Annotated in this window: 9 protein-coding genes; 3 read left to right on the plus strand and 6 right to left on the minus strand. The window is 66.7% G+C overall.

The window, feature by feature from the left end; translation table 11 throughout:
- Positions 1 to 205: 205 nt before the first annotated feature.
- Both yihA and hemB read left to right on the plus strand, forming a co-directional pair.
- The gene (yihA, locus tag AC3A6M_RS13010; RefSeq protein ID WP_487853146.1) at positions 206 to 907 is read left to right on the plus strand and encodes a ribosome biogenesis GTP-binding protein YihA/YsxC; all 702 of its coding nucleotides are present in this window, start codon (positions 206 to 208) and stop codon (positions 905 to 907) included.
- Between the two features lie 32 nt (positions 908 to 939).
- Positions 940 to 1,953, plus strand: a complete 1,014-nt coding sequence (hemB, locus tag AC3A6M_RS13015; protein ID WP_487853147.1) for a porphobilinogen synthase — start codon at positions 940 to 942, stop codon at positions 1,951 to 1,953.
- A 51-nt stretch (positions 1,954 to 2,004) separates the two neighbouring features.
- On the opposite strand, the gene AC3A6M_RS13020 is transcribed toward hemB, so the two are convergent.
- From AC3A6M_RS13020 to AC3A6M_RS13040, 5 genes are all read right to left on the minus strand, one after another.
- On the minus strand, positions 2,005 to 2,901 hold the full coding sequence (locus tag AC3A6M_RS13020; protein WP_487853148.1) for a cell envelope integrity TolA family protein: 897 nt from the start codon (positions 2,899 to 2,901) through the stop codon (positions 2,005 to 2,007).
- A gap of 244 nt (positions 2,902 to 3,145) precedes the next feature.
- Positions 3,146 to 6,289, minus strand: a complete 3,144-nt coding sequence (locus AC3A6M_RS13025) for an efflux RND transporter permease subunit (protein ID WP_487853149.1) — start codon at positions 6,287 to 6,289, stop codon at positions 3,146 to 3,148.
- Positions 6,286 to 7,467: an efflux RND transporter periplasmic adaptor subunit gene (locus AC3A6M_RS13030; protein WP_487853150.1), complete on the minus strand. Its 1,182-nt coding sequence runs from the start codon at positions 7,465 to 7,467 to the stop codon at positions 6,286 to 6,288. Before AC3A6M_RS13030 ends, AC3A6M_RS13025 begins: the two co-directional genes overlap by 4 nt.
- A 102-nt stretch (positions 7,468 to 7,569) precedes the next feature.
- Complete coding sequence (locus AC3A6M_RS13035) at positions 7,570 to 8,952, minus strand: ATP-binding protein (RefSeq protein ID WP_487853151.1); 1,383 nt, start codon at positions 8,950 to 8,952, stop codon at positions 7,570 to 7,572.
- Complete coding sequence (locus AC3A6M_RS13040) at positions 8,949 to 9,677, minus strand: response regulator (RefSeq protein WP_487853152.1); 729 nt, start codon at positions 9,675 to 9,677, stop codon at positions 8,949 to 8,951. Before AC3A6M_RS13040 ends, AC3A6M_RS13035 begins: the two co-directional genes overlap by 4 nt.
- A 182-nt stretch (positions 9,678 to 9,859) precedes the next feature.
- Between AC3A6M_RS13040 and AC3A6M_RS13045 the strand changes: the two genes are divergently transcribed.
- Entirely contained in the window at positions 9,860 to 10,405 is a 546-nt protein-coding gene (locus AC3A6M_RS13045) for a Spy/CpxP family protein refolding chaperone (protein ID WP_487853153.1), read from the plus strand.
- A 134-nt stretch (positions 10,406 to 10,539) separates the two neighbouring features.
- On the opposite strand, the gene dsbD is transcribed toward AC3A6M_RS13045, so the two are convergent.
- The gene (gene dsbD, locus AC3A6M_RS13050) at positions 10,540 to 12,468 is read right to left on the minus strand and encodes a protein-disulfide reductase DsbD (RefSeq protein WP_487853154.1); all 1,929 of its coding nucleotides are present in this window, start codon (positions 12,466 to 12,468) and stop codon (positions 10,540 to 10,542) included.
- Between the last annotated feature and the right edge of the window lie 21 nt (positions 12,469 to 12,489).

Consider the following 12,489-nt stretch of genomic DNA (forward strand, 5'->3'; position numbering starts at 1 on the left):
CCGGAAGAGCGCCTAACAAAGCCTGCAGGGCAAGGCGCACCGTCGAAGACAGTACGCTAGTACGGCGAGACGGTGCAACGCCGCCATGCGGGTTTTGTTAGGCGCTCTTGCTTGCCGACGACAGGTAACTCCCTATTGTACAATAGCTTTGTTTCCGAACCGCCTCTTTTGTTGTCTTTTTCGCTCCAACCAACTGCACCCGCCCATGTCCAAACTCTGGCAAGCCCGCTTCTTCACGACCGTCAACCAGCTGCGCGACCTGCCGCGCACGCAGGTGCCGGAAATCGCTTTCGCCGGACGCTCCAACGCGGGCAAGTCGACGGCGATCAATATCCTGACCAACCAGAAGGGCCTCGCCTTCGCGTCCAAGACGCCGGGCCGCACCCAGCACATCAACTTCTTCTCGATCGGCGGCGCGCACGTGGCCATGCACCGCAAGGACCCGACCAATGTCGACGAGATCCAGGCCCTGCTGGTCGACCTGCCCGGCTATGGCTACGCGGAAGTGTCGGGCGACGCCAAGCTGCACTGGCAGAAGCTGCTGGGCGACTACGTGCAGCGCCGCGAACAGCTGGCGGCCCTGGTCCTGATCATGGATTCGCGCCGCCCGTTCACCGAACTCGACATCCAGATGCTGGAATGGTTCGCCCCGACCGGCAAGCCGATCCACTGCATCCTGACCAAGGTCGATAAACTGAACCGCAACGAATCCACCAACGCGCTGCGCCAGGCGCAGCAGGTGCTGGACAGCTACGTGGACGAGGAAGGCAACGGCTTCCCCTTCACCGTGCAGCTGTTTTCGGCCCTGAAGCGGGTGGGCATCGACGAAGCGAACGACAAGATCATCGAACTGCTGGGCCTGCAAGACGAAGAAGACGGCGAGGCCCCGCAGGACGCTCCGCTCTGAACCTCTGCTTTCACTCTTTCCGAGGACAAGATATGCCGATCATTACCCCTGGCCAGTACCCTGGCGTGCGCATGCGCCGCATGCGCCGCGACCCGTTCTCGCGCGCCCTGATGCGCGAGAACACCGTCACCGCGTCGGACCTGATCTACCCGGTGTTCATCCTCGACGGCCAGAACCAGCGCCAGCAGGTGGCCTCGATGCCGGGCGTGGAGCGCCTCTCGGTCGACCTCCTGATGAAGGTCGCGGAGGAATGCGTGGTCCTGGGGATTCCGGTACTGGCCCTGTTCCCGATGGTCGACGCCTCGCTGAAGACCTATGACGGCGTCGAAGCGACCAACCCGGACGGCCTGGTGCCGCGCGCAGTCCGTGAACTGAAGCGCAACTTCCCGCAACTGGGCATCATGACGGACGTCGCCCTCGACCCGTACACGACCCACGGCCAGGACGGCCTGCCGGACGAGAACGGCTACATCGTCAACGAAAAGACAATCGCCATGCTGACCCGCCAGGCCATGGCCCAGGCCGAAGCCGGCGTCGACATCATCGCGCCGTCGGACATGATGGACGGCCGCATCGGCGCGATCCGCATGGCGCTGGAAGAAAAGGAATTCATCCACACCCGCATCATGGCCTACTCGGCCAAGTACGCCTCCGGCTACTACGGCCCGTTCCGCGATGCGGTGGGGTCGAGCGCCAACCTGGGCAAGGCCGACAAGAAAACCTACCAGATGGACCCGGCCAACAGCGACGAAGCCCTGCGCGAAGTGGCGCTCGACATCGCCGAGGGCGCCGACATGGTGATGGTCAAGCCCGGCATGCCCTACCTGGACGTGGTGCGCCGCGTAAAGGACGAGTTCAAGGTGCCGACCTTCGCCTACCAGGTCAGCGGCGAATATGCGATGCTGCAGGCCGCCTTCCAGAACGGCTGGCTGGATCCGGACAAGATCATCCTCGAGACCATGATGGCGTTCAAGCGCGCCGGGGCCGATGGCGTGCTGACGTATTTTGCGCTGGATGTGGCGCGGCGCCTGAAGGCCATGGCTTGATTGTTCAGCCAAGTTAAATAATAAAAAACCGCGCCGGAGCGCGGTTTTTTGTTATCTCGGCGGTTTGTAATCCGGGAACATTTCCTTGTACAGGAAGTCGGTCAGCTCCTTCGTATCCGCCGGCCTTGCCGACAGCGTCACCACCTTGTTCAGGCGGTGCGAATCCCATTCGAAGTCGCCGGTCTTTTCCTTGCGGATCAGCTCGATCATCTTCCTGACGATCGCGGTCTCGATGTCCGGATCGCTGCCGCGCTCGACCGTCACGGCCGTCAGCCAGCGCCGCTTGAAGTTCGGGTTCCAGCCGCGGAACTTCAGGTCGGCGCGGCTGAAGGTCTTGTTGGTGACGCTGAACACGCCGCCGGTCTCGTTCGGATCCTGGCCGCCGCGGCCATTGATGGCGGCAATGTTCGCCATCGCGTTGCGCATGCCGCGCTGGGCGTCGCTTTCCTCGGCCGGCTGCTCGCTGCGGGCGCCGCGCGCCTGGCGGCGCTTTTCGATGAAGGCCGCCATGTCGGTTTCGTCCGGCTGCAGCCTGGTTTCTTCCTTCGGCTGCGGTTTGGGCTGCTCGACCGGCTTTTCGTTCGGCAAGGTGATCGTGTCCGGCAGGCGCGGCACCACAATGCGCGGCTGCGTGAGCTTCGGCATCGGCGGCAGGGTAGTCGCGCTCTGCTTGGGCGCCGGCTGCTCGGCCTGCGGGGTGGGCTTGTTCGGTTTCAGGGGCGGCAGCCAGACGACGGCCTGGCCGGCCTTCGGCGGTGCGTGGCGCTCGGCCTTCGGCTGGAACAGCCAGACCGCCACCAGCAGCAGGTGCAGGGCGATCGTGACGATCAGGCCGGTTCGGTTCGCCCCCTTTTGTCCGTAAGTGACCACTTTCCGTCCAGGCAGCGCTTGGCCGCAATGTGCGCAGACATCGCTGTCTTCCAGCGGGATATGGGAATGGTCACGCAAGATAATCGTACAACTTTCCGGGAAGTAGCAAAGAATGGTCCGAGGGCCGCAGTCTAACCTGTTTTGGGTTAGCAGCACATGTTTGTTGGACCTTCGCTAACAGCTTACAAGCTGGTCGGATTGATGGTTGTTACAGAATGTATCCGCGGCGCGACAGATGGCCGGTAGATAAACGCGGGCACGTGATGCCCACCCTACGAATCATGTTGCACGTAGGGTGGGCACACCGTGCCCACGCACCGAATTACGCGGCCTTGGTCAGGACGACCTGCGGCGCCTCGTGGTGAGGCGCTTGCTCCAGTTGCTCCAGGTGCCCGTCGGTCATCGGCCCCTTGCCGCTGTAGCGGTCGAGGTAGAGGTAGATCACCGGGGTGATGTACAGTGTGATGACCTGCGAGAAGATCAGGCCGCCGCACACCGCCAGGCCGAGCGGCTGGCGCAGCTCGGCGCCGGCGCCCAGGCCGAGGGCGATCGGCAGCGCGCCCATCAGCGCAGCCAGGGTCGTCATCAGGATCGGGCGGAAGCGCAGGATGCAGGCCTCGCGGATCGCCTGTTCCGGGCTCAATCCCTGGTTGCGCTGGGCGTCCAGGGCGAAGTCGATCATCATGATCGCGTTCTTCTTCACGATACCGATCAGCATCAGGATGCCGATCATGGCGATCATGGTCAGGTCCATGTTGAACAGCCGCAGGGTCAGCAGCGCGCCCACGGCCGCCGACGGCAGGCCGGCCAGGATCGTGATCGGGTGGATGAAGCTTTCATACAGCACGCCCAGCAGGACGTAGATCACGCCCACCGCCGCGATGATCAGGATCAGCTGGCTCGACTGCGAGTCCTGGAACACCGCCGCGTCGCCGCCGTATTTCGTGATGATCGAGGCCGGCAGCTTCATGTCGCGGCCCATCTGCTCGATCGCCGCGGTGGCGTCGCCCAGCGGGGCGTCCGGCGCCAGGTTGAAGGACAGCGTGATCGCCTGCAGCTGGCCCTGGTGGTTGACGGCGATCGGGCCGACCGTGCGCTTCACGATGGCCAGGCTGGACAGCTGCACCAGCTGGCCGGTCTTGCTGCGCACCGACAGGCGCGACAGCGCGTCCTCGAACTGGCGGTCTTCGTTGGCGGTTTCCAGGATCACGTAGTAACTGGCCGCGGTCGAGTAGATGGTCGATACCTGGCGCTCGCCGAAGGCGGCGTACAGCGCGGTGCGCACGTCGCCCAGCTGCACGCCCAGCAGGTTGGCCTTGTCGCGGTCGATGTCGAGGGTCGCCTGCAGGCCCTTTTCCTGGGTGTCGCTGGTGACGTCGCGGAACAGCGGGTTGTTGCGCATGCGTTCCATGAACTCGTTGGCCCACTGGCCGATGTCCGCGCCCGACACGCTCTGCAGCGTGTACTGGTAGCGGCTCTTCGACTGGCGGCCGCCCAGCTGCAGGTTCTGCACCGGCGCCATGTAGACGTTGATGCCGGCGATCTTGCGGGTGGCCTTGCGCAAGCGCTCCATCACCTGCGGCATCTTGTCGCGCTGGTCGCGCGGCTTGAGCACCACGAACATGCGGCCGTTGTTGCCGCCGCCCGAGAACGCGGTCGTGTCCTGCACCGCCGGATCGGCCTGGATCGCGGCTGCGACCTGGGCGTGCAGCGCCTGCATGGCGCTGGACGAGATGTCTTCGGCGGCTTCGGTGGACACGCGCAGCTGGCCGATGTCCTCTTCCGGGAAGAAGCCTTTTGGGATGGTCGTGTACAGCAGCACCGTCAGCGCGAAGGTGCCGAAGGCGATCATCAGCACCACGAAGCGGAAGCGCAGCGCCAGGTCGAGCGTCTTCTCGTAGGCGTTGCGGACTTTCGTGAAACCGGCTTCGAAGTGGCGGCCGATGAAGCTCTTTTCTTCGTGCGGGCCGTGGCCCGCATTTGGCTCATGAGCAGGCAGCAACCGCGAGGACAGCATCGGCACCAGGGTCAGCGAGACCACCGCCGACACCAGGATCGCCAGGCCGACGATCACCGCGAATTCGTGGAACAGCAGGCCGATCACGCCCGGCATGAAGAAGATCGGAATGAAGACCGCCACCAGCGAGATCGAGATCGAGATGATGGTGAAGCCCATCTCGCGCGCGCCCTCGAGGGAAGCGCGCAGCGGCTTCTTGCCCATCTCGATGTGGCGCACGATGTTCTCCAGCACCACGATCGCGTCGTCGACCACCAGGCCGACCGCCAGCGTGATGCCGAGCAGCGAGATGTTGTCGAGGCTGTAGCCGAAGGCGTACAGCAGGCTCAGGGCGCCCAGCAGCGAGATCGGCATCGTGATGGCCGGGATGAAGGTCGCCGAGACGCGGTGCAGGAACAGGAAGATCACCAGCACCACCAGGCCGACGGTCAGCGCCAGCGTGAAGTTCACGTCGTGGATCGCTTCGCGGATCGACTTCGAGCGGTCGTTGACCAGGTTGATCTTGATCGAGGCCGGCAGCTGCGACTGGAAGCGCGGCAGCAGGTTGCGCACGTGGTCGACCACGGCGACGGTGTTGGCGTCCGGCTGGCGCTGCACCAGCAGCACGATGGCGCGCTCGCCGTTGTAGGCGCCGTAGGCCTTGGTCGACTGGTAGCTGTCCTCGACGGTGGCGACATCCTTCAGGCGCACCGGCTGGCCGTCGCGGACAGCGACGATCAGCTCGGCGAAGTCGGCCGCCTTCATCATCTGCGGCGGGCCCTGGATGGTGAGCGTCTGCTGCGGGCCGTCCAGCACGCCGAGCGCCGCGTTCGAGTTGGCGGTGCGCAGCGAAGCCGCCAGTTCGTCCATCGTCAGGTTACGCGCGTTCATCAGGTCGGTCTTGGCGCGCACGCGCACGGCGAACTTCTTGCCGCCGTTGACCGACACCTGGGCCACGCCCGGCAGGGTCGAAATCGCCGGCGACACCAGGTTTTCGGCGTAGTCGTTCAGCTCCGACAGGTTCATCGACGGCGAGGTCATGGTCATGAACAGCACCGGCGCGTCGGCCGGGTTGACCTTGCGGTAGGACGGCAGGTCCGTCATCTCCTGCGGCAGCTGGCGCTGGGCCGCCAGCAGCGCGGCCTGGACGTCGACCGCGGCGCGGTTCACGTCGATCGAGTTGTCGAATTCCAGCGTCAGCGAGGTATTGCCCTGGGTGCTGGTCGAGGTGATCAGGTTGATGCCGGCGATGGTCGAGAACTGCTTCTCGAGCGGCAGCGCGACCGACGACGCCATGATCTCCGGGCTGGCGCCCGACAGGTTGGCGTTGACGTTGATGACCGGGGTGTTATAGCTGGGCAGCGCCGCGACCGGGATGTGCATGTAGGCCAGCACGCCGACCAGGATCAGGCTGATCGACAGCAGCACCACCATGATCGGCCGGCGGATGCATAATTCGGAGAGGTTCATGCGGCCCCGCCCTTCCTGCCGTCGCCGGCTTTCTGTCCGCCGTCACCGCCTTTTCCCATTTCCGATGCGAGGCGCACCTTGCCGCCTGGGCGCACGTTCTGCTTGCCCTCGGTGATGACCTGCTCGGCGCCGGTCAGTCCGCTGACGGCGGCGTCGGTACCGGCCCCGTACAGGCGCTGCACCGGCACCTGGCGCGCAGAGTGATCCTTGTCCAGCACATACACGTAGGTGCCCTGGGCGTTGGTGATGATCGCGTTCTGCGGCACCACCACGGCGTCCCTGATGGTCTGCACGGTGACCCTGGTGTTCACGTACTGGCCCGGCCACAGCGTGGTGTCGCGGTTCGCGAATTCGGCCTTGACCTTGATGGTGCCGGCGCTCGGGTCGACGGTGTTGTCGATGAAGCTCAGGGTGCCGGTGACCGGCGCCATGCCGGCGCCCGGGATGGCCTGCACCTCGACCTTGCCACGCTTTTGCGCCGCCAGCAGGGCCGGCAGGCTCGATTCCGGCAGCGTGAAGGCGATCGTGATCGGGTCGAGCTGGGTGATCGTGGTGAGCGAGGTGGCCGGCTGCACCAGGCTGCCCGGATAGACGGCGATGCCGCCGACGCGGCCGGACATCGGCGCGCGGATCGCGGTGTAGCTGGTGCTCACGCCGGCCGCGCGCGCCGCCGCGCTGTCCGACTGCAGCGTCGCGCGGGCCTGGTCGACCTGGGCCTTCAGGGTGTCGACCGCGCTCTGGGCGATGAACTTCTGCGCGAACAGCTCCTGGCTGCGCTTGTACTGGCGTTCGAGGTCGGCCAGCTGGGCGCGGTCGCGCTCGACCTGGGCCTGGGCCTTGTCCTGGTTGGCGCGGTCGGCGCGGTCGTCGAGCGAGAACAGCAGCTCGCCGGCCTTCACGAACTGGCCTTCCTTGATGTGGACCTGGCGGATGGTGGCCGTGGTCTGCGGGTGCAGGTCGACGGTGCGGATCGGGGTCACGGTGCCGTTGGCCTGCTGGACCACCGGCACGTCTCGGCGTTGCGGGGCCACCACGTTGACGACCGCGGGCGGCGGGCCGCCCTTGCCCTTGGCGGCGTTGGCGGCGCCGGCGTTCGCGCCTTCCTTCTCCTGGCTGCAGCCGCCGATGCCGGCAACGATGATGACGGCGGCAATGGCGCCGAGATGATGCTTTTTCATTCCACTCCCTGTGCCGCCAGTGCCGGCGGCTTCGTTTTTATAATGATGAGGATGAGACGTGGGTCTCCCGGGCGATTTTCGCACATCGGCATGACCCTGATATTACTTCCCTGGGTAAAACTCCGGCAGCATGAGCGTTGCTTCGAGGCCGCCGTCCGGGTGATTCGCCAGCGCGATGCTGCCGCCGTGCTGCTCGGCGATGTTGCGGGCGATCGTCAGGCCCAGGCCGGTGCCGCCCGATTCGCGCGAGCGCGAGCCTTCGACGCGGTAGAACGGGTCGCATACGCGCGCCAGCTCGTCCGGCGGGATGCCGGGGCCGCCGTCGCGGATGCGGATCCGCGCCGCGCCGTTGATGCGGTCGACCGTCACCTTGGCCGACTGGCCGTACTTGACGGCGTTGTCGATCAGGTTGACCAGGCAGCGGCGCAGGTCCATCGGACGGCCCAGCAGCGCCATGTTGGCGGTGCCGCTCAGGGTGACGCGCTGGCTGGCGTCGGCGGCGTCGGCGCACACCGAATCGAGCAGCGAATCCAGGTCCAGCATCTGCATGGTCTCGGTGGTGTCCATGCTGCGCGCCAGGTCCAGGCCTTCGCGCACCATCGCCTGCATCGCCGACAGGTCGCCGATCAGGCGCTGGCGCAGCTCTTCCTCGCCGACCTTCTCCAGGCGCAGGCGCATGCGCGTGAGCGGGGTCTGCAGGTCGTGGGTGATCGCGGCCAGCATCTGGGTGCGCTGGAAGATGTACTGGCGGATCCGCGCCTGCATCGCATTGAAGGCGGCGCTGGCCTGGCGGATCTCGTCGGCGCCGGTCAGGTCGAGCGGCGGGTGGTTGATGTCGTTGCCGAGGTCCTTCGCGGCCTGGGCCAGCTGCTTGAGCGGACGGGTGGTCATGCGCGCCACCAGGTAGGCCAGGAAGCCGATGCTGACCAGGAACAGCGAGATGGTGCCGCGGTAGTCGGTGCGCTCGGGCATCACGGCCGAGCGCGGCGGCAGGACCGACAGGATCAGCGGCGTGCCGTCGCGCAGGCCGACCAGGATGCTTTCGCAGGTGCCGCGCCACTTCATGCGCAACAGGCCGAACAGCACCGACTGCTCGCGCGCGGTCGCGCACGACTCGGGACGCGCCGCCATCGACTGCAGGCGGTACGGGCGCGTGCTGGCGCTCTTGTTCATGCGCGCCGCCAGCAGCTGGGTGAATTCGGTCGGCGCCGGGGCCAGGGCCGGCAGGGCCGCAGCCGCCGCTTCCAGGCGCATGCCGGGACGGTTCGCCACCTGCAGGTAGGCGCTGCGCGCGGATTCGGGGACGATCTCGGTCGCCATGATCAGCTGTTCGGCGCGGTCCAGCGAATGCAGGTCGCGGAACTCGTCGATGACGCGCGCGCGTTCGGCGTCCGCCACCAGCTGGGTCAGTGCGGCGGTCAGCAGGACGCCCAGCAGCAGGGTAATGAACACGCGGCCCGTCATCGAGCCGAAGAATGCCTTCACGCGCTGGGCTCCACGCTCACCTGGCCGGCCAGCACGTAGCCGCCGTTACGGACCGTCTTGATAATCTGGGGCATGCGCGCGTCCTCGCCCAGCTTCTGGCGCAGGCGGCTGATCTGGATGTCGATCGAGCGGTCGAAGGGATCGGCGTCGCGGCCCTGGGTCAGGTTCAGCAGCTGGTCGCGGTTCAGCACGCGGTTCGGATGTTCGAGGAACACGCGCAGCAGGCGGAACTCGGCGCCCGACAGCATGATGATCACGCCCTGCGGATTGACCAGGTGGCGCGCGGTCAGGTCCAGGGTCCAGCCGGAGAACTTCATCTGCTGCACGTTCTCGGTCTGGGAGTTCGGCGGCATCGCGTGGCTGCGGCGCAGCACGCTGCGGATGCGCGCCAGCAGTTCGCGCGGCTCGAAGGGTTTCGGCAGGTAGTCGTCGGCGCCCATCTCGAGGCCGAGGATGCGGTCGAGCGGCTCGTTGCGGGCGGTCAGCATGATCACCGGCAGGGTCGACGTGGCGCGCAGTTTGCGGCACAGGGTCAGGCCGTCGTCGCCCGGCAGGTTCAGGTCGAGCACGATCAGGTCGGGGCGCGACTCGTCCAGTATCTTCCACATCGCATTGCCGTCGGCGGCAGCCAGCGCGCGGTAGCCGTTCGCTTCCAGGTAATCGGCCAGCAGCGAGCGGATGTCGCGGTCGTCGTCGACAATCAGAATGGTAGAGGGATTATCCATGACATCACATTATCCAGACTTGGCGCGCCCCTGAACAGCCACTTTGTATCGGTATGTATAAGTATGGTGCAAGGAAACAAATTGATACAAAGGGCGAGATAGCGGACACGCTGGGCTTACATCTTTCACCGATGATGGTTTCACTGTGGCAGCCGCCACATAACCTGACTAGGACACAAGAGATGAACACCTTACGCAAAACCCTCTTCACCGGACTGGCCGCGCTGTCTCTGGGCGGCGCGATGATCGGCGCCCAGGCGCAAACCCAGGCTCCCGACGCCCATCCGAAGGCGCACCTGAGCAAGGAAGAGCGCCAGGCCAGGCACGCGGAGTTCGCGGCCAAGCGCGAACAGATGCGGGCCCAGCGCGTCGCCAGGCTGCACGACGACCTGAAGATCACGCCGGCCCAGGAAAACGCCTGGAACGCCTTCGTGGCCTCGATGAAGCCGGCCCACCGCGCCGACGGCCAACGCGGCGACCGCGCCGCCTGGGCCGGCCTGAGCGCCCCGCAGCGCGCCGAGAAGATGCTCGAGCGCCAGAAAGCGCGCACGGCCGCGATGGAACAGCGCCTGGCCGCCCTGAACACCTTCTACTCGGTGCTGTCGGCGGACCAGAAGAAGGTCTTCGACGAAAAGACCGCGCGCATGCAGTCGCACTTCGGGCGCCATGGCGGCCATGGCGGCTGGCAGCATGGCGGCCAGCAGCGTGGGGATACGGCGCGCGGTTGAACTGGCCGCTAGCTTGTGAACGTCGTCCCCGCGCAGGCGGGGACCCAAGTTCTGCGTGAACGATCGAAACGCATTCAACGTCAACTTGGGCCCCCGCCTGCGCGGGGGCGACGTGTATCTTGCGGTAACGACGGTTATCGCAGCTTTCCCAGCGAAGCCAGGAACTTCTGGCTGTCCTGATACCCAATCACCCGCCCATCCGGAATCTCCCTCCCCGCCCGGTCGAACAGGATGATCCCCGGCGGCCCGAACAGCCCGAAGCGCTTCAGCATCGCGCGGTCGGCCGCGTCGTTGGCGGTCACGTCCACCTGCAGCAGCACCGTATCCGCCAGCCGCGCCTTGACGGCCGGGTCGACGAAGGTCAGCTTTTCCATCTCCTTGCAGGACACGCACCAGTCGGCATAGAAGTCGAGCATGGCGGTCTTGCCGTTCGTGGCTGCCAGCGCGGCATCGAGCTGTTCGACGGTCTTGATGCGCGTGAAGGCCAGCGGCTGGGCCGGTGCGCCGCCGGTAAAGCGCGCCAGCGGCGCCAGCGGGTCGCGCGCGCCGCTGGCGACGCCGACCAGTTGGGTCGCGCCGAACACCGCAAACGCCGCGCCGAGGGCCATCGCGGCCCAGTGGCGCGGCTTGCCGGTGGCGCGCAGCAGATAGAAGCCATAGCCGAGCAGCAGCGCCGCCCACAACAGCATCTGGACCAGGCCCGGCAGCACCGGCGCCACCATCCACAGCGCCATCGCCAGCATCAGCACGCCGAAGAAACGCTTCACCGCTTCCATCCACAGGCCGGCGCGCGGCAGCAGCGAGCCGGCCGACACGCCCACCAGCAGCAGCGGAATGCTCATCCCGATCGCCATCGCGAACAGGGCGGCGCCGCCGACCAGCACGTCGCGGGTCTGGCTGATGTAGACCAGGGCGCCGGCCAGCGGCGCGGCCACGCAGGGGCCCACGATCAGGGCCGAGATCGCGCCCATCGCGAACACGCCGGCCAGCTTGCCCGACGCCTGGCGCCCGGAAGCGTCGGCCAGGCGGGTCTGCAGGGCGGCCGGCACCTGCAGCTGGAACACGCCGAACATCGACAGTGACATTGCCGCGATCAGCAGCGCGAACGTGCCCAGCACCCAGGGGTTCTGCAGGGCCGCGGCGAGCCCTTCGCCGAGCAGGCCGGCGGCCACGCCCAGCACGGTGTAGACGATCGCCATGCCCAGCGAATACGAGAGCGACAGCACGAAGCCGCGCGCGCGCCCGGCTTGCCGGCCCTCGCCGACGATGATCGAGGACAGGATCGGCACCATCGGCAGCACGCAGGGCGTGAACGCCAGGCCGAGGCCGAGCAGGATGAAGGCGGGGACGATGGCGAGCAGGCGGCCGCCCTGCAGCAGGGCGGCGATGCCGGACAGTTCGGAAGGTGCGGACCTGCCGGTCGCCGCGGCGGTCGGCGCAGACGGGGCTGCGGATGCGGCCGCGGGCGCCGGTGCCGCGGCGGCCGGGATGTCGGCCTGGGCTGGCTGTGAAGCGGCGGACGGCAGCGGCTGGCCCGGCAGCGTGAACGAGGGCCCGCCCTCGGCGGCCGGGGTCGAACCGGGCGAACCGGTGCCGGACTGGCCGGGCGGCAGGCTCATCTGCGGCTGCGACTGCCCTGCCCCGCCGCCATTGCCGGCCACCAGGCGGATGGTCGCGTCCTGCGGCGGGTAGCACAAGCCTTTATCTGCGCAGCCCTGGCCGGTGGCGGTCAGCGTGAACGGTCCGTCGCCCCGCACCGGAATCCGGATCGCCACGCCCTTGTGATAGGTCTCGACCTCCTTCTGGAAAGTGTCGTCGAACTTGACCTTGCCGGGCGGGATCTGCGCTTCGCCGAGCTGCGCGCCAGCGGCGGCGAACTTGAAGCGCTCGCGGTACATGTAGTAGCCGTCGGCGATCGCGTAGCTGACCTCGGCCGTATGCGGATCCAGCATGCGGGCGGAGAATTTGAAAGCCTGTTCGGGCGGGAGGAAATCCTCGTCCGCGCGCGCGGGCGACAGCAGGACGGTGCAGGCGATCAGGAAAGCGGACAGGAATCGGAGCATGGGGGAGAAGTGTTGGTTCAA

The sequence above is a fragment of the Telluria sp. Soil_C_11 genome (genome assembly GCF_057657395.1).

What these genes read in the sequence shown, in the direction of transcription:
- hemB (WP_487853147.1), top strand. Translation starts at nt 940, where the DNA reads ATGCCGATCATTACCCCTGGCCAGTACCCTGGCGTGCGCATGCGCCGC.
- AC3A6M_RS13030 (WP_487853150.1), bottom strand. Translation starts at nt 7,467, where the DNA reads ATGAAAAAGCATCATCTCGGCGCCATTGCCGCCGTCATCATCGTTGCC.
- AC3A6M_RS13025 (WP_487853149.1), bottom strand. Translation starts at nt 6,289, where the DNA reads ATGAACCTCTCCGAATTATGCATCCGCCGGCCGATCATGGTGGTGCTG.
- dsbD (WP_487853154.1), bottom strand. Translation starts at nt 12,468, where the DNA reads ATGCTCCGATTCCTGTCCGCTTTCCTGATCGCCTGCACCGTCCTGCTG.
- AC3A6M_RS13045 (WP_487853153.1), top strand. Translation starts at nt 9,860, where the DNA reads ATGAACACCTTACGCAAAACCCTCTTCACCGGACTGGCCGCGCTGTCT.
- yihA (WP_487853146.1), top strand. Translation starts at nt 206, where the DNA reads ATGTCCAAACTCTGGCAAGCCCGCTTCTTCACGACCGTCAACCAGCTG.
- AC3A6M_RS13040 (WP_487853152.1), bottom strand. Translation starts at nt 9,677, where the DNA reads ATGGATAATCCCTCTACCATTCTGATTGTCGACGACGACCGCGACATC.